Raw genomic sequence first — 17370 nt, forward strand, 5'->3', positions numbered from 1 at the left:
ACATGCCGACCGCGAGTGAAATGGGCCTGGTGGTGGTCGGCGCTGCCGGCCGCATGGGCCAGGCGCTGATCCGCGCCATCCACACCATACCGGGCGCGCGTGTCGCCGGCGCCATCGCGCCGGCCGGATCGCCCCATATCGGCAAGGATGCCGGCGAGCTGGCCGGCGTCGGCCGGCTCGGCGTGGCGATCGGGGACGATCCGCTGCCGGTCTTCGCCAAGGCCGACGGCGTACTCGATTTCACCACCCCGGAAGCGACCGTCGAATTCGCCGGCTACGCGGCGCAGGCGCGCATCGCCCACATCATCGGCACCACCGGCTGTTCGGCCGAAGACAACGCCAGGATCGCGGCCGCCGCGCGGCACGCGACGATCGTCAAGTCAGGCAATATGAGCCTCGGCGTCAATCTGCTGGCGGTGCTGGTGGAGCAGGCGGCGCGCGCGCTCGATGCCGACGATTTCGACATCGAGATCCTGGAAATGCATCACCGGCACAAGGTCGACGCGCCGTCGGGAACGGCGCTGCTGCTCGGCGAAGCCGCCGCTAATGGGCGCGGCATCGACCTTGACGGGAACAGCGTGCGGTCGCGCGACGGTCATACCGGCGTGCGCAAGGCAGGCTCGATCGGTTTCGCCAGCTTGCGCGGCGGCTCGGTCGTCGGCGACCACAGTGTGGTGCTGGCCGGTACCGGCGAGCGCATCACGCTCGCCCACCATGCCGAGGACCGGGCGATCTTTGCCCGCGGCGCAGTCAAGGCAGCCCTGTGGGCGCGCGGCCGCAAGCCGGGCCTCTATTCGATGCGGGACGTGCTCGGCCTGACCAGTTGATCCATAAAAATTTGAAGGAGCAAATATGTCGAGAACTCTCGTGCTCGTGCGCCACGGCCAGAGCGAGTGGAACCTGAAGAACCTTTTTACCGGCTGGCGCGACGTCGACCTGACCGAACTAGGCCATACCGAAGCCAAGGCGGCCGGCGCCAAGCTCAGGGCGCGCGGCATGAAATTCGACATCGCCTTCACGTCGTCGCTGATCCGGGCGCAGAAGACCTGTCAGCACATTCTAGACGCTGTCGGCCAGAGCGGGCTCGAGACCATCCGCGACCAGGCGCTGAACGAGCGCGACTATGGCGATCTCTCCGGCCTCAACAAGGATGATGCGCGCAAGAAATGGGGCGAGGAGCAGGTGCATGTCTGGCGCCGCTCCTATGACGTGCCGCCGCCCGGCGGGGAAAGCCTGAAGGATACCGGCGCGCGCGTCTGGCCCTATTACCTGCACGATCTGCAGCCGCATGTGCTGCGCGGCGGCACCGTGCTGGTGGCGGCGCACGGCAATTCGCTGCGCGCGCTGATCATGGCGCTGGACGGCAAGTCGGGCGAGGAGATCGTCAAGCTCGAGCTCGGCACCGGTGTGCCGATCATCTATACGCTCAACGCCGATTCCACGGTAGCGTCGAAGGAAGTGCTGGAGCATTGAGCCGGAGAAGGAACGCGGCTTTCAAAAAAGCGCGTTGACACTCATCCTTTGCCCGCTTAATGAGCGCGCACCAGCCCAGATGGCGGAATTGGTAGACGCGCACGGTTCAGGTCCGTGTTCCGCAAGGAGTGGAGGTTCGAGTCCTCTTCTGGGCACCAAATTCCCGTTTCGAACTTTTGATAAGGTTCAGAAACCCCAAGAAAAAGCCCCGGTTTTGCCGGGCCTTTTTCTTGAGCCGATGTCCGCTGTCGCCCATGGTACCCCATAAGTATCCAATAATTATCCGTCCGGGTTAGGCAGCGATCTGTCGTTGCGACAGCGCACGAGCGGAAGGATTTCGCCCGAGATTATTCTGGTGATCTTTTGCTGCTTGGCGTTGGTTACGACGGTCATGCACGCGCATCCGTAGCCGTGGCCGGAACCAGGCACATTGGTCTCGACGAATTGCCGCTCGTCAAAGGCCGGCACATTGTCGATGCCTTTGGGATCCGGTCGCCCCTGCATCTGGATCCACCAATCCCCGTCACTGTCGGTCAGGACGAGGTTGCCGGGTGTCGGGCTGGAGTACCAGCCACAACGGCGCTCGGCGTAGGCGGCGGCAGGCAAGGACATGATGGCCAGGCAGAAACAGGTAGCGAATAATGGGCGCATGAGAACCTTTACCTCCTTAAGTAAAGCAGGTCATGCCGCCGATAATCTGCGTTGACGCAGGTAACGAGGCGGCATGATTTTGTAGGCCTTATGGCCTCAACTTCGTGTCCACATTTTCTTCGATCAATCCGCAATGAAGCGTCACAGGCTTCCTTTGGACATCGCTTAGTGGACCGTCGATGAAATCGCAGCTGAGCAGATTGTCCGGACTGCTCTTGCGTGCGGATGCAACGTTGACGTTGACCTCGGGAGGGCCGGCAAGCCAGTCGAGACGCTTCGTGTCGACCTTTGTGCCGCCGATGTGGGCGTGGCCCGCTGTGCCCGCTATCTCGACCTCTTCGTCCTGCGGCGTGAGATCGATCTGGCCGACTTCGTTGGCGTGCTTCTCGGCACTCCGCTTCGGGTCACCGTAATAGGAGGCGAGGACAACGATCCCTTCCTTTTCAGTCGCGAGCTTGGCGGCTGCTTTTTTGGACAGCGTGACGTTGACGTCGAAGCCGAGGTCGCCCTGGGCTGTCGCCGGCACAGCACATGCTAACAGCGCAGATGCTGCAATCGTTACTGCGGGCAGTGATCTATAGCGTTTCACAATCCACCTCCTTTAGCCCCTCACGCAATGCCGATACCCCCGCATCCTTTCGTGTCTGGCTCCCGCATCACGCTCGCCGCCGGCTTCACCGTGAAACAACATTCAGACCAACGCGCGACAGTTGAGGATCTGCTGGAGGCGGATTCAAACGCTTCAATCTGTCGGCGGTTTCCTGCTCTATGTGCAGCCCCCAATCGGAAAAGAACCGGGTCAGGTCCTGATTTGCGACCGTACTGGCACGCAGGATGAAGGTTTGTACCTTGACCGCATCCTGCTTATTGGCATCGTCCAGTGGATGCTCGCGGTAATATCGGTGAAGCTTCGGATAGAAGTCCTCGCCGAGACCCCGGCGCAATTGATCGAACATGACCAGCCGCACCCAAAGCTCATCGTCGTCATCCGCGCTGGCACGCATTTGTTTTTCATTGTCGAAATCGCGCGTCTTCCGCGCCAGATATCGCGCCGCCAGATCCAGCGGCGTCTTGCCGGTAGACTCATCGCGCTCTTTCAAGCGGGACGGATGGCCAAAATGTGCCTGGGCATTGAGGGAATAGATATTGACCGTAGTTTCTACGATCTCGCCCCAGGTCCAATCCTCCTGCTGGTACATATGGCCGGTTTCATGCCAGATCGACCACGCTTGCCGCAGCTTATTCACGTCCAGCAAATCACCCATGTTGCTGCCGGGGGCACCCAGAAAATAGTTGCCTGCGTACATGTATATGCCGTCGTCGAAGACCTTCGCCGGTGTCACCGTGTCCTGCTGATAGTGCATGCGCAAACGGGATGCCCGATGAAGTTTGGAGGAACCGTCGAGACCGGATAGTGCATCGTACCAGCCTAGAATTTGCTCGAGGGTGTCGAGAATTTCCGCAGGGTCGCCCTGAGGCGCCCTCATATAGACTTTGCGGGTCGCGGTAATGGCAACACGCTCGCTTATCATCTCGACGAATGGCGCACCGGGCAGGTCGGTGAGCATTTTACGCCAGTCTTCGAAGCTTGTTTTTCCCTTGACGTAGAGGGGGATCGAACTGCCGCCGCGCACGATGCCCACGTCGATCGGAGGCAGAGCCGCACTGAAGCCGCTGTAGGCGTAGCGGAAATGGATCAGCCCGTCGCGCTTCGCCGTGAAGTCGGTGCGCCCTTCCTTGGCAATGACCAATTGCGGGTCATCCTGGGGTCTTTCGTCATAGAAGCTGTTCATCGGGCCGATCATGATCATCAAGCCGTCGGGGGAAGGCTGCAGGCCTTCGGCCGTAACCGATACTGCCTCTCCCTTTCTCACGAACACACCGCTTGGCTGATCGTCCATCAGCTTCGTGCGTCTCAGCCTATTGGCCTCGGGTGTGGCTGCAGGCATCGGAGCGAGGCGATAGCGCTTGTTCAGATTGTCGAATTCCGACACCGCTGCCGACGCCGCTGCCGGTCGGTCGCCATTGCCGGCCGGATAAAGCAACCACTGGGCGTTATCGTCCAAGCTGGCGTCATAGACGATGATCTGAGCGTCGTCCGCACGTTCATTGGCCCTGACGTTGAGCGTCGTGCCGCTGTCATCCAGCTCGATGCCATAGCTGTTCAGATGCGGCTTGAAGCGCCATGCCTGCCCCTCAGCGGACTGCTCGTCCTTGAGGACGACACTCGTATTCCCGTTTTCGTCTTCGTCGCCCCCAGCAAGATACGTTCCGTATCGTCGAGACCGGATCTGATAGGTTGCGCCGTTCGTTTCCCCGGTCGCCCTGGTGATGGTCCATAGCTGCGCGGGACCATCCTTGGGTTTGCGAGCGGACTGACCAAGCACGATCTCGCCATGCCTGTCTTCAAAGACGGTGAGCGCTTTGTAGGAATGCTTCGCGACGATGTAATAATCCCCTTCGGGGATCTCAGCGGCACTTGCGACCGGAACAATTGCCGCCAGCAACAGCCCAGCTATCAAGTGCACTGCAGATACGATGAAGGTCTTCATCCCGGCACCGACGTGTCAATTCGCGGCCGGAACGGGACAACTCATCGGATCGCCCTGCTTGCCGCATTTCAGGTAACCCTCGAAGGCTTTGACACGGGATTGCGCCAGGCTATCCATGCACTGCGCGGCGAGCATTGGCATTGCGCTTCCTCCGGCCGCTCCCGCGGTCTGGAAACGGCACTCCGCGTCGCGAAATTTGTCCCAATCCCGCTGCGCCTGAACGAGAAGCTTCTTGGTATCCGCGTCGCCCTTCAGGCGGGCTTCGATCTGTTGGTAAAGCTCGTTGAGCTTCTTGTCGGATTTCTTGAACGCCGCATCGGCGCACGCATTCAGCGAGGCCTGATCCTTGGCGGCATCGTAGCACTTGTCCTGGGCGAGTACGAAATTCGGCACGGCCAGAACCACGGCGGCAGTCAGTATTGCGGTTTTCATCGATTGTCCTTTCCTATTATCTGGTTTTCATTGGATCGGCTTTGCCACCATCGGCGAGCGTGACGCTGCCGAGCTTTCCTAAGCCGGTCAGCCTGCCGCCTTCCTTGACCGTGACTTTGCCGGAGACCTCCCCGTCAACGACAAGCAATCCCGAGACTGAAATGTCACCGGCCAAAGAGCCGGTCACGCGCAACTGCGCCCCTGACGCGACTTCCGTCACGCCGGAATAGTTGTTCTTGCCGCTCAGCGTCAGCTTGCCGCCGGCGACAACGAGGCCGCCGCTCATGCCGGCGTCATCAAAGTCCGCTATGGTTCCATCAAATTGCCCGTTGGCTTCTGTCAGGATCAGTCTGCCCGCACCCAGATAGACCTCGCCTTTGCCGTTCAGGTTGCGAATGGCCGTATCGTTGAGGGAGTGCGCCACTCCCCAGGACTTCAGGTGGTTTCCTTTTTGATTGAGGTTGAGCACACCGTCGACCGTGACGCGCGAGGAATGCTCGATGCTGCCCGGCCCGGCCAGGGTAAGATACCCATCGGCCGCGATATGGGTTGTGCCGGTGTAGGTATTGCCCCCGGTCATGCGCACGTCCGCGTCCTTCTCGATCGTGAAGTCGCCGGCGCCGGAGACGATGCCGGCCAGTCCGAGCCATCCCTTGCTTCCAGCATCGCTGGTCGCGCGATTCAGCTGAACTTGATCCTTGGCACCCGCGTCTGTCGTAAAGTTGCCAGCGCTGACAAAATAGGGTGAATATGCGGTCGTCTTGTTTTCCAGATCATACATTACGGAATTGGACTGAAAGAAGGGTAAGCCGATAGTAATTCCATTGCCGTTAACCTCATCACTTTGGCGATCGATAACGACATCGCTGTATTCCTTGTTGTTAAAGCTATCGTCAAATCCAAAGAACTTTAAGTCCATTATATCAGAACTATATTCCTTGATTTGAAATCCTCTCGATCGAAGCTTATTTAAAACACCCTCTGAGGTTATGGAGACAAAAGTCGCCGTTCCTGTATCCAACAACACGGGCCCATTGAAATCAACCGAACGTTTCTTTCCCATATAGTCAAAAGAAATTGTATAACGGTAAGAGCCTTCGTTCACATTGGATGCGTTCGCGCCTGTTTGCGGGAATCTCTTCTGGTAATGTTCGTAAAGCTGAGAACCCAGTTCGCCCCAAGGCATCAGGGCCGTAAACTGGGATCTCAAACTGGGGGACAAATTCAGCGCCAGGCAGGGAACGCAACCCGGTGTGGTCTTCTTTTTTCCAAGATTTGCATTGGCAGAGACCACATAGCCGCTTTGGGTTTGACTGCCGGGGGCAGTGGTCTGATCTCCCGCAAAGATAAAATCGGCGGCTCCAAAGACGCCGTAAAACGTCGTCGAATCACCGGGTTCGCCGTTCTGCATGCTCTTGCGCGCATTAAGATCCGCATAGACCGGCGTATCGCCGTGGTGGCCCACGGGCTTTTGCGTCAATTTCACATCCTCGAGGTCGCCGAAACCCTTTGTGTAGACGTAATCCACCACCCGACCAGCGGCGAAGTCGCCATCGAGGGTTACGACAGGCTTTGAGCGATCATCCGGATCGTAATAGGACAGGCTGTCGAAACGGACCTGTTGTACCCAATCTCCATAGGTGCCGTCTCCATACGGGTACATTTCAGGCTTGCTGCCGGGCACCGGCTGTATGCCGGGGACACTCGAATCGATCTCCGCGTTGAACTCATCCGACCCGGTGTCGAATTCGTACAAACGAGGCGTGGCACCATTGATGCCCACCACGATCCCGAGTTTGTGATAGATGACTTCATCACTGTCGAGTCCGTATTCCCTGACATGTTGCAATGGAATGGATATCGGGCCGGTAGCCTGGGCAAGGCCGGTCCGGCCGTTCTCATCGGCCACAGGGGATACGGCAGGTGATGTGTTCGCTGCCGGAACGCGGCAACTCGGATCGCCTTCCTGGCACTTCAGGTAACCCTCGAAGTCCTTGACCCGGGATTGCGTCAGGCTGTCCATGCACTGCGCGATGAGCATTGGCGTCATGCTTCCTTCGACCGATCCTGCGGTCTGGAAACTGCACTCCGCGTCGCGAAATTTGACCCAACCCCGCTGTGCTTGAACAAGAAGCGTCTTGGTATCCGCATCGTCGTTCAGGCGGGCTTCGATCTGCTTGTAAAGCTCGTTGAGCTTCTTGTCGGATTGCTTGAACGCGGCATCGGCGCACTCGTTCGGGGCGGCCAGATCCTCGGCATCGGCGCACTTGTTCATGTCCTGAGTAAAGGCGAAAGCTGGCATGGCCAGAACCACGGCAACTGTCAGTATCGCGGTTTTCATCGATTGCCCTCTGTTTAGAACAGCCGGCACGGTCGGCTGCTAGTTGGCATCGTCATCGTCCGATCCGTCAGCGTCGCCGGTACTGTCATCCGACGCATCGTCATTCGTGCTATCGTCGTCGGTGTCGGTGCTGTCCTGGTCATCATCACCGGCCGTTGAGTCTTCATCTTCGTTCTGATCGGTCGAATCGTCCTGATCACCGGAATTATTGTCGTCGGTATTGTCATCCGAGCTATCGTTGTCGGTGTTGTTGTCGTCATCACCATCATCGTCATTCTGATCGCTCGAATCGTCCTGATCATTGGAACTGTCGCCGTCGGTGCTGTCGTCCGAGCTATCGCCATCGGTGTCCGCGTTGTTATCGTCGGAATCGTCATCAGCATCGGGAGGAGTTACGTCTGGACTGGTGTCGCCGGGCAGCGAGTCGTCTTCGCGATAGCTTGTGTCTTCGAGGCTTGTCTCCATCTCGTCGTCGTACTGATCGACGATCTGCGTCCACTCCTCATGGTTATCGACGCTCGTCCATTGCGAGATATTGTTGACCGAGATGTTGGTATTGAAGTTGTTGACGGTGATGTTGGTATTGACCTCGACGACATCTGCGACTTCTGTTCCGCGGTTCACGCCAAACAGAAAACTGGTAGCGCTCACGGCAAGAGCGGCCCATACGAGTCGGTCGACATCGGTCGGCGTCGAAATCGGTTGATGCCGCACTGTGGCAAGCACGTCACCCGGCCGGATGCCTTGCCGCGCGGCAACGCCATGGGTGCAACGGCCAAGACATACACCCCGCGAAGCTTGGGCGGGATCTGGTAGCGGTGCCGAGAGGCGTGGTTGATGGGTATCAAAACCGCGTTAAGAGCCCGGGAAACATAGGGTTTCGGCAGATCATATTTGCTGGCATGCGCAACATTGATCGTGTGCGGGACGGCTACACTCACAACAGCCGTCATTTTCACTGAAGTTGCCAATGCACGGGCGAACTGCATTATCAGTCTGGACTTTCGAACAGTTTGCATTTTGCACATCCTGCAGCTGATGATTGGAATCGACCTCAGAGGCCCGGCGCCCCGGAGCGCTCACCAATCATTCTCCCCCTGCACCACGGTCAGCGGCAATTCCAGCGATCATCACCGTCATTCCGTAACTTCCTCGGCAAAACACCTTGCCAGATCTTGCGGCGCTCCGAGCTTCTTCGCCCAGGATACCAGTTCAGGTTTTTCCGACGGGTCGGCATAGCCGCCCCACACGTCGCGAAATTGCTTTTTTCCGTCGACCGTCTGGAAGAACATCACGCCGTCGTCGCTCACCGGCGTGGAGACGTAGGCGGCGCTCCAGTTGCCGTTCTCCATGATCGTGATGAACTTCACCCGAGCTGGCTTGACCTTGTTGTCCAACGCCGAGGCAACGAGGGGGGCATATTCCTGCTTGCGCGCCTTCGTCACATCGACCTTTACGCCGTCGCAGGCACCATTCGCGGCGAAAGCGAAGGTCAGCGTCATTCCCAACCCCATGAGGCCGATCATCACGATTTTGGCACATCGCGGGATAAGACCGTTGGATTCAAACATGAGGGCATCCTCTTCGTTCGTATTGGAGGGTCCACTAATCGGAATCGTCGTCGTCCGATGAGTTGTCATCGTCCGGTGTATCGACCTCGCAGCCGATGCCGCGGCAGCCTTGGTAGTTGCCTTGCGTATCGAAGTTCGGATTGCCTTCCTTGTCGTACTGCGGCCTGTCGTCGATGCTTTGATCCCCGTCATCAGGATCGTCGACTTTACATCCGAGCCCATGGCAGCCGATGTAACGGCCCCTGGTATCGAAGTTGGGATTGCCGTTCCTGTCGAACTGCGGCCGGTCGTCTATCTTCCGGCTCCCTTTATGGGACCGATCAACCAGGCAGCCCTTTCCGCGACAACCATCGTAGTCGTCGGTGGTACAACCGAAGATTGCCATCAAAGCAGTGGCCAAGGCCGCACAGATTACGAGTTTCATGATTCATTCCTCCGACTGGCTGGCGGCGGACATCGTCCATATCGGAAGGCCATTGCAGGCGGCGATCGCCGCTTTTGCCGCGAAGGCTGGCGCCAATCGGAGGAGGGCAAAGCTTCGCCAGCCATCGAACGAGAGCCAGGCTGTGGGCGATGCATTCGACGACTTAGTCGACGGTTGCCGTAATCTCTTACGTGGGAGGGAACGCTCCCAGCGGGGGCCGCCGCATTAGCGAATGTCAATATTCCTCTCCATGCTTAGTGCCCCGTCCGCCCAAGCATGCTTCAACAATCCGCTGACGCGGCTGTGCTTCTAAAAAGTTGCATCCGATTCGGCCTGCGGCAAGGAAAAACCCAATATTGCGGGGATGAATTTTGTAAATGCTTAATAATTCGGAACCAGCGCCGGCTATCTTAGCAGATTCTGAAATATGATCGGAAGCAAGTGTGCGGAATACGCTCTTAGCTTCATTCCTCTTTATCTGGTGTTATTGCAAGTAGTTTCATATGTTATTGCGAATTTTCGCACAGCCTTGTAAAATAGCGCGACGGCATCGCTTCTTATATGATCGCTATAATCCGAATCTATTGTGGTATTTTTTTCGAATCCAGCCAAGCCGTTGCGCAGGCCGAAAGAAACGCCGCTCAATCATTCGACTTTTTCAACGCTGCGGCGTGCCGCATAGAGGCGCAGTGGGGGCGCCGCGGCCGCGTTGTGAGCATCTTCCCAGTCGGATTGTCATCGGGTAGCGTGCAGGGGAGGCACGTGAAGGCGCTCTCTTTGGCTAACGCACTGCCACACCTTCAGCAGTTGCCCGTCGGAAGATGGGGCTGGTGTCACAACCCGGTGCTTGCCGCGACAGTTTGTTCCCGTCCCGGTTCATTTCAGCACCGAAGCGAGGGGGGAAGAGATGCACAACCGATTTCGGCAGTGCCTGCGGCAAATGTCGCTGGCAGCGTTGACGATGCTGGCGCTAAACATCCCGGTCCACGCGGCTGATCTCGTCATTGCGATGCCGAACTGGCCGTCGGGCCAGGCCACGGCAAACATCCTCAAGGTCAGCCTGAAGGAAAATTTCGGGCTTGATGCCGACGTGCGCGAGATGGGGACGCTTATCGCCTTTGCCGGCCTCAATTCGGGTGAGGTGGATATTCATCCCGAAATCTGGCTGCCCAACCTCGACAATCTGGTGAAGAAGTATGTGGACGGTGCCGGCACGGTGGCCATCAGCCCCATTGGCGTGCCGGCCTGGCAAGGCATATGCGCGACGCGTGAAGCAGCCGACAAATTTGGAATTCACGACGTTTCGGATCTCAGCGACCCGAAGAAAACCGCCGCGCTGGATACCGACGGTGACGGGCGTGGCGAACTCTGGATAGGCGCTGAGGGTTGGTCCTCAACCGCTATCGAGCGCGTCCGCGCCAACAGCTATGGTTATGCCAAGACAATGACCTTGCTGGAGACGCCCGAGGATGCCGGAATGGCGGCTGTCGATGCCGCGGTCGCCACGGATCATCCAATGGTGTTTGCCTGCTACGCGCCGCACTACGTCTTTGAGCTGCACGACATTGTCCGGCTTACCGAGCCGCCCTTCGATCCGGCAAGGTGGAAGATCGTACTGCCGTCAGAGGACCCGCTCTGGGTCTCGAAGTCCAGTGCGCCGGTGTCATGGGATACCGCCCATTTCCATATCGCCTACGCCACCTCGCTGCGCACAAAATATCCGAACGTGGTGGCGTTCCTGGAACGGGTCGAGCTGAAGCCCGAGGAAATCACCAAGATGAGTTATGCGCTCCAGGTGGAGCGTCAGGATCCTTACGAATACGCCAAACAATGGGTTGCCGCACAAGGCGCCCGGGTGCACGGGTGGGCAAATCCATGACCCGAAATCTGATGACCGTGGGGCGCGCCACTCTCCAGCGGAGCTCCCTTGCAACAATTGTCGCGGTAGCGTTCGGTCTTGTCGCGGTGGCGGCGGTGGCTGCGGGAACACAGGTTTTTGACCCGAAAACCCACAAATGGGTGGACTACGATCGCACCAAGGCGCGCAAATACTATGCCGCGCATAATGAAGTGCCCGAGGCATTTCGTCCGCAGATGGTCAAGTTCCGCACCGCGGAAGTGCCGGGCACGATCATCATCGATGGCAACCAGCACTTTCTCTACCTTGTGCAGCCGGGTCAGCAGGCCATGCGCTATGGTATCGGCGTGGGCCGGGAGGGGTTTGGCTGGGCCGGCATCGTGCGCGTCGGCCGTATGGCGGAGTGGCCGACCTGGACACCTCCGGCCGAAATGGTCGCTCGCGATCCAAAGGCGGTGAAATATGCCGGAGGCATGAAGGGGGGGCCGGACAACCCGCTCGGCGCAAGGGCGCTCTACCTCTATGAGCGCGACCAGGACACGATCTACCGGATACACGGCACCCCGGAGCCCTGGACGATCGGGCTCGACGTGTCGTCGGGATGTATCCGGATGAGGAACGACGACATCGTCGATCTCGCATCCCGCGTCAAGGTCGGGGCCAAGGTCATCGTCCTCATGCAGGGGGCGGCACTTTACAAAGGCGTGTGAGGGCATTCGGAGAGGGACAAGCAATGTCGGCAAAAAATGCAGTGAGAACTTCGATTCGGGCGACAGCAATTGGATTCCTGGCTGGAGCCCTTGGCGCTTGCGTCAGCGCGCCATCGCCGCCGCCGCAGGACCAGATGTCCAGGACCAAGGTCGAAACGGCGCCGGCGGACCTTCAGCTGCTTTGCGCCAATGCGGTCGCCAAGGCCAGCGGCGTCGACAGCACCAAGATACTTCCGGTTTCATCAAGCAAGCTCGATTCCAAGACCTACCAGGTCGAACTCGATGCCAGCGGCAAGAAGACAAGCTGCCTCGTGGATACCGACGGCAATGTCAAATCCGTTGAGCCCGTCTGACCCGCTCCGGTCGACGAATTTTGCGACCGATCTGACCATTGGCGCCTTGGGCTGCGGACATGACGATGTTTGGGGGCGGCCAGCCGCGATGAGCGGTTTAGAGAACCCGGGCTAACCGCGCCTGCTTCACCTCAGCCCGATCCGCTTGGCGCCTTGCCGGAACAGCGCCTCGGCGTCCGGCTCGAAGCGGAAGGTGCCGATGAAATCATCGGCGCAGTAGTTCGGCAGCGTCTTGCGCAACGCGGCGGCGAAACCTTGACCCTCGTCCAGCCGTCCCGCCAGCGCAAGGCAATGCGCGGCGATTGCCAGGATGATGGCATGGGCGTTGGGACGCGCGGCTGCTTTCAGCGCCCATTCGGCGGCTTCGTCAAACTGGCCGAGCCGGACATGCGACATCGCCCTGGCGCCCAGCATGCCGAACAGCAGCGGATCGAAGGGGCTCAGATGCCTGGAATGGTCGGATGAGCCGATCGCGGCCTTCGGGTCGCCGGACTGCGAGTGGACGAAAGACAGGGCATAGTGGCCAAGCGCGAAATTAGGGCTGAGGTCGACGGCGCGTTCCAGCTCGATGAGGGAGCCGTCCTGCTCGCCGCGCAGCCACAGCGCCCGCCCCATGGCCCAATGCGCGGCCGGATTGTGATCATCGACGAGAAGGCTCTGGCCGGCTGCCTCGAAGGCCATGGCGCTCTCCTGATCGCGGTCGCCCCAGCGCTGGAAGGCATTTTGCCAATGAGTGAAGGAGAGCCCGGCATAAGCGCGGGCGAAGGTAGGATCGAGCTTCAAGGCCAGGTCGAAGAAATGCCGGGCCTGCTCGTTTTCCGCGCGGGTGAAGCGGTACATGTGCCACAGGCCGCGGTGATAGGCCTCCCAGGCGTTCAGCGAATTGGGCGCCTTCAGCATGGCGCGGTTGCGCTCGACCGTCTCGATCTCGGCCGAGATCGACGAGACGATGCTGTTGCCGATATCATCGAGCACGGCAAAGATGTCGTCCGGCTTGCGCTCGAACGTCTCGGCCCAGACTATCCTGGCGGTGCGCACTTCGACCAGCTCGACAGCAACGGTGACGCGGCCCGCCTGGCAGCGCACCATGCCCGTGGCGACATAGTCGACGTTGAGCCGCCGCCCGGCATCTTCGGGCGCGATGTTTTTCTCCGCCAAGGCAAACACCGAGCCGCGCGCGATGACGAAGAAATCCCTGAGCTTGGCCAGGCGGGTGATGATGTCGTGGGTCAGGCCGTCGGCAATCCCTCCGCGAGGGCTACCAGGAACGCCGCCGATGCCGGCCTGTTCAATAAACGGCATCACCGCAAGCGAAGCCTTGCGCGACGTTGCGGCGTTGGGATCGGCAAGCATGATAGGAGGTACCGAGAGCGGAACGGCCGGCTGCACCCATGATGACGCGCCGTGCTGACAGCGGATTGTCCGCCATGCGTCGCGAACGGGTCCGAAATCCAGATCTTCGGACTGGAAGTGCCGTGCGGCGGCCGCAATATGCTCCTCGGCCGCGCCGAACTGGCCGCGCTGGGCGAGCCTCGTCAGCAAGGCCAGATGCACACGGCCGTCGAACGGAGCGAGCTCCAGCCATTTTTCGAGGTGCGCGGACACGTCATCGGAATCGCTGGGGAGACGCTCGACAAGCTGTTGCAGCACCGCCGCGTGGCATGAGCTGAAGCGGCGGCGCTGAGCGGTCAACCAGCTGTTGAAATGCGGGCTGCGGTCGATCTCCAGCCCGTCGAGGAAATCGCCGGCGAACAGCCGGGAAAGCGCCAGCAGGCGTTCGAGCTCGAGCGTCTCTATTCCCTTCGTCGCGGCGGAGGCAATCTCCACGGCATCCACGGATACACCGTTCAGGTCGAGCGCGACCGTGTCGCCCTGTGCCTCGATCCTGCTCCGATCGGATTCGTCGAGAACGCCTCGAAGCTTGCTGAGGCACCAGCGGAGTTCGCCGCGCGGGTCGTTCGGCACGTCCCACAAAAGCTCGCAGAGCCGGCTGCGGCCGACCGGATGCGGCGCCAGCGCCAAATAGGCGAGCAGCGCACGCAGCTTGCGCGATTTTGGGAGCTGGATGATGATGCCGTTGCGTGCGATCGTCAGCGGGCCGAGCAGGCGCACGGAAAGGCCGGTCACCTCGCCGTCGAGGCCCGATCGGGTGGATTCCACGTGCGTTTCCACGCCTGCTCCCACGCTGGCCAGTCGGCCTTTGTTTTATCACCAAACGCGACACGGTGCATCCGGCGGCGAATTTCCGCGCCGGATGCCGCCATGGCCACATTGCCGGGAGGCAAATGTAGTGCGGCAAGGTCTCGAAACCTCGCCGCCCAAGCCACCGGTCTGTAACCGGCCCGTGACGACAAGAGACAACGACGAAGCGAGGAGATCGAGATGTTGCATCAACAGAAAATCAGAACCACCGCCGGGCGCGGCCGCCTGTTCGACAGCATTCTCGACACGGTCGGCGATACGCCGGTGATCCGCATCAACAATCTCGGACCGGATCATGCGACGATCTATGTGAAGGCCGAGTTCTTCAATCCCGCCGCCTCGGTGAAGGACCGGCTGGCGCTCAACATCATCGAGGAAGGCGAGCGCAGCGGCGCCTTGACGCCGGGCCAGACCGTGGTCGAGGCGACCAGCGGCAACACCGGAATCGGCCTTGCCATGGTCTGCGCCCAGAAGGGCTATCCGCTGGTGGTGACGATGGCCGACAGTTTTTCCATCGAACGCCGCAAGCTGATGCGCATGCTGGGCGCCAAGGTGGTGCTGACGCCACGCGCCCAGAAGGGTTTTGGCATGTACAAGAAGGCGGTGGAGCTGGCCGAAGCCAATGGCTGGTTTTTGGCCCGCCAGTTCGAAACCAAGGCCAACGCCGCCATTCACGAGGCGACGACGGCGCGCGAGATCATCAACGATTTCGCCGGCTCGCGGCTCGACTGCTTCGTCACCGGCTATGGCACGGGCGGCACCGTCGTCGGCGTCGGGCGCGTGCTGCGGCAGGAGCGTCCGGAGACCCGGATCGTGCTCGCCGAACCGGCCAACGCGCAGCTGATCGGCAGCGGCAAGCCGCAGCAGCGCGGCGCCGGTGGCGCGCCTGCCGCCAGCCATCCGGCCTTCGAGCCGCATCCGATCCAGGGCTGGACGCCCGACTTCATTCCGGACGTGCTGCAAGAGGCGATCGACGCCAGCCTCTATGACGAGGTGGTGCCGATTGCCGGGCCCGAGGGCATGAAATGGGCCAAGGCGCTGGCGCAGAAGGAAGGGATTTTCACCGGCATCTCCGGCGGAGCGACCTTCGCTGTGGCGCGGCAGATCGCGGAAAAGGCGGCGCCCGGCTCGGTGATCCTGTGCATGCTGCCCGATACTGGCGAACGCTACATGACGACACCGCTGTTCGACGGCATCGAAGCCGAGATGGACGCCGAGGAGACTGCGCTTTCGCAGTCGACGCCCGGCTGCCAGTTTCCGGCGTGACGGCGGCACATCGGGAGCGGCCTGTATGGACACGAGGCCTGGATTGGCCATCACGGCCACCGAGGAAACGCTTGACCCCTCGAACTGGGCCGACGTGCAGGTCCTGTCGCATCGGATCGTCGACGATGCCGTCGCTTACCTGCGCGATGTCAGAGAGCGTCCGGTGTGGCAGGAGATGCCGGTTGATGTGAGGACTTTCTTCACGGCGCCGCTGCCGCGTTCGCCGGCTCCGCTGGCCGAAATCTACGGCGACGTCACAGGGAAGCTGATGCCCTATCCGATGGGCAACATCCATCCGCGCTTCTGGTCCTGGTATATGGGCTCTAGCAATTTCACCGGCGCGCTCGGCGATTTCCTGGCGGCGATCCAGGGCTCCAATCTCGGCGGCGGCAACCATGCCGCCGCGTTGATGGACAACCAGGTCGTCGACTGGTGCAAGGAAATGATGGGCTTTCCGCAATCGGCCAGCGGCACGCTGGTCAGCGGCGGCTCGATGGCCAACATCATCGGGCTGACCGTGGCGCGCAACGCCAAGGCGGGCATCGACATACGCGAGCACGGGGTTGCCGGCATCGACAAGCCACTGCGTTTCTATGGCTCCGACCAGCTTCACTCCTGCCATCGCAAGGCGATGGAGGCGCTCGGCCTCGGCAACCGGGCACTGCGTCGCATCCCGAGCGATGCGGGGCTGCGCATCGACATCGCTGCGTTGCGGGCGGCGATTGTCGAGGACCGTAACGCGGGCTTCAAGCCGGCCTGCGTGATCGGCACGGCCGGCACGGTGAACACCGGCGCGATCGACGATCTGCAAGCGCTGGCAGACCTGGCGTCACAAGAGGATCTGTGGTTCCATGTCGACGGGTGCATCGGCGCCCTGCTTGCGATTGCGCCGGACAATTCGCATCGCGTTGCCGGCATTGAACGCGCCCACTCAATCGCGCTCGATCCGCACAAATGGCTGCACGCGCCATTCGAGGTCGGCTGCGCGCTGATCAGGGATGCCTCCGCGCATCGCGGCACGTTCGCGGTGACGCCGGAATATCTGGAATCGACCCCGCGCGGACTCGCCTCCGGCCACTGGCTGCACGATTTCGGCTTGCAGACGTCACGCGGTTTCCGCGCGCTGAAGGTGTGGATGGCGCTGAGAGAGCACGGCATCGAAAAGTTCGGCCGGCTGATCGATCAGAACATTGCGCAGGGACATCATCTCAGCGCGCTGATCGAGGCGGAACCGGCTCTCGAACTGGTGGCACCGGTGAACATTAACATCGTTTGTTTTCGCCACCGCGGCGACGGGCAGACGGGAGAGAGGCAGAAGGCGCTCAACACCGAGATCATGCTGAGGCTGCAGGAAGAAGGCATCGCCGCCATTTCCGACACGACAGTGCATGGCCAGCATTGCCTCAGGGTGGCGATCAACAACCACCGCACCCGTCGCGACGATCTTGACCTGCTGATCCGGGAAACGGTGCGGCTCGGGCAGGAGATTTCAGCGACGGGCGCGACGGGCTAACGCCGGCCTTTCTTTCGAGCGGCG

The 17370-nt window shown here is 60.5% G+C and carries 16 protein-coding genes and 1 tRNA gene; 8 read left to right on the forward strand and 9 right to left on the reverse strand.

The genetic code is table 11. The annotated features are described in order from the left end of the window. The first annotated feature begins 2 nt into the window (after window positions 1-2). The 3 genes from dapB to NKH05_RS09130 all read left to right on the forward strand — a co-directional run bounded on the left by dapB (window position 3) and on the right by NKH05_RS09130 (window position 1631). Entirely contained in the window at window positions 3-827 is an 825-nt protein-coding gene (gene dapB, locus NKH05_RS09120) for a 4-hydroxy-tetrahydrodipicolinate reductase (protein ID WP_036244690.1), read from the forward strand. A gap of 25 nt (window positions 828-852) precedes the next feature. Then, entirely contained in the window at window positions 853-1473 is a 621-nt protein-coding gene (locus NKH05_RS09125) for a 2,3-bisphosphoglycerate-dependent phosphoglycerate mutase (protein ID WP_023718820.1), read from the forward strand. A gap of 73 nt (window positions 1474-1546) precedes the next feature. Further along, window positions 1547-1631, forward strand: a tRNA-Leu gene (locus tag NKH05_RS09130). 121 nt (window positions 1632-1752) lie between these two features. Here the strand turns inward: NKH05_RS09130 and NKH05_RS09135 are convergent. From NKH05_RS09135 to NKH05_RS09170, 8 genes are all read right to left on the reverse strand, one after another. Further along, window positions 1753-2124 carry a DUF4087 domain-containing protein gene (locus tag NKH05_RS09135; RefSeq protein ID WP_352495429.1) on the reverse strand — a complete coding sequence of 124 codons (372 nt, stop codon included), beginning with the start codon at window positions 2122-2124 and terminating at the stop codon, window positions 1753-1755. A gap of 88 nt (window positions 2125-2212) precedes the next feature. Beyond that, window positions 2213-2713 carry a hypothetical protein gene (locus NKH05_RS09140; protein ID WP_352495428.1) on the reverse strand — a complete coding sequence of 167 codons (501 nt, stop codon included), beginning with the start codon at window positions 2711-2713 and terminating at the stop codon, window positions 2213-2215. Window positions 2714-2798: 85 nt separating this feature from the next. After that, window positions 2799-4676 (reverse strand): M60 family metallopeptidase, encoded by a 1878-nt coding sequence (locus NKH05_RS09145; RefSeq protein ID WP_353025281.1) that lies wholly within the window; start codon window positions 4674-4676, stop codon window positions 2799-2801. Window positions 4677-4691: 15 nt separating this feature from the next. Beyond that, window positions 4692-5081 carry a lysozyme inhibitor LprI family protein gene (locus NKH05_RS09150; protein WP_352481356.1) on the reverse strand — a complete coding sequence of 130 codons (390 nt, stop codon included), beginning with the start codon at window positions 5079-5081 and terminating at the stop codon, window positions 4692-4694. 43 nt (window positions 5082-5124) lie between these two features. Beyond that, entirely contained in the window at window positions 5125-7449 is a 2325-nt protein-coding gene (locus NKH05_RS09155; RefSeq protein ID WP_353025282.1) for a lysozyme inhibitor LprI family protein, read from the reverse strand. A 39-nt stretch (window positions 7450-7488) separates the two neighbouring features. Continuing rightward, a complete protein-coding gene (locus NKH05_RS09160) occupies window positions 7489-8175 on the reverse strand; it encodes a hypothetical protein (RefSeq protein ID WP_353025283.1) in 687 nt (228 codons plus the stop codon). Window positions 8176-8585: 410 nt separating this feature from the next. Then, a complete protein-coding gene (locus tag NKH05_RS09165) occupies window positions 8586-9020 on the reverse strand; it encodes a hypothetical protein (RefSeq protein ID WP_352481353.1) in 435 nt (144 codons plus the stop codon). Window positions 9021-9054: 34 nt separating this feature from the next. After that, window positions 9055-9444 (reverse strand): hypothetical protein, encoded by a 390-nt coding sequence (locus NKH05_RS09170; RefSeq protein WP_031193957.1) that lies wholly within the window; start codon window positions 9442-9444, stop codon window positions 9055-9057. A 907-nt stretch (window positions 9445-10351) separates the two neighbouring features. Between NKH05_RS09170 and NKH05_RS09175 the strand changes: the two genes are divergently transcribed. The 3 genes from NKH05_RS09175 (at window position 10352) to NKH05_RS09185 (ending at window position 12365) form a co-directional block, all read left to right on the forward strand. After that, window positions 10352-11323 (forward strand): ABC transporter substrate-binding protein, encoded by a 972-nt coding sequence (locus NKH05_RS09175; protein WP_352856623.1) that lies wholly within the window; start codon window positions 10352-10354, stop codon window positions 11321-11323. Window positions 11324-11334: 11 nt separating this feature from the next. After that, window positions 11335-12012 carry a L,D-transpeptidase gene (locus NKH05_RS09180; RefSeq protein ID WP_502900415.1) on the forward strand — a complete coding sequence of 226 codons (678 nt, stop codon included), beginning with the start codon at window positions 11335-11337 and terminating at the stop codon, window positions 12010-12012. A 134-nt stretch (window positions 12013-12146) separates the two neighbouring features. Next, window positions 12147-12365 carry a hypothetical protein gene (locus NKH05_RS09185; protein ID WP_031212349.1) on the forward strand — a complete coding sequence of 73 codons (219 nt, stop codon included), beginning with the start codon at window positions 12147-12149 and terminating at the stop codon, window positions 12363-12365. 126 nt (window positions 12366-12491) lie between these two features. Here NKH05_RS09185 and NKH05_RS09190 read toward each other — a convergent pair whose 3' ends face one another. After that, window positions 12492-14525, reverse strand: coding sequence for a transcriptional regulator (locus NKH05_RS09190; RefSeq protein WP_353025286.1), 2034 nt, complete (start codon window positions 14523-14525; stop codon window positions 12492-12494). A gap of 222 nt (window positions 14526-14747) precedes the next feature. Here NKH05_RS09190 and NKH05_RS09195 point away from each other — a divergent pair, with 222 nt between their 5' ends. After that, a complete protein-coding gene (locus NKH05_RS09195) occupies window positions 14748-15833 on the forward strand; it encodes a PLP-dependent cysteine synthase family protein (protein WP_352481351.1) in 1086 nt (361 codons plus the stop codon). Between the two features lie 25 nt (window positions 15834-15858). Then, on the forward strand, window positions 15859-17346 hold the full coding sequence (locus NKH05_RS09200; protein WP_352481350.1) for a pyridoxal phosphate-dependent decarboxylase family protein: 1488 nt from the start codon (window positions 15859-15861) through the stop codon (window positions 17344-17346). Window positions 17347-17370 lie beyond the last annotated feature (24 nt).

Origin of the sequence: Mesorhizobium sp. M1399 (assembly GCF_040317735.1) — a bacterium.
Lineage (GTDB): Bacteria > Pseudomonadota > Alphaproteobacteria > Rhizobiales > Rhizobiaceae > Mesorhizobium.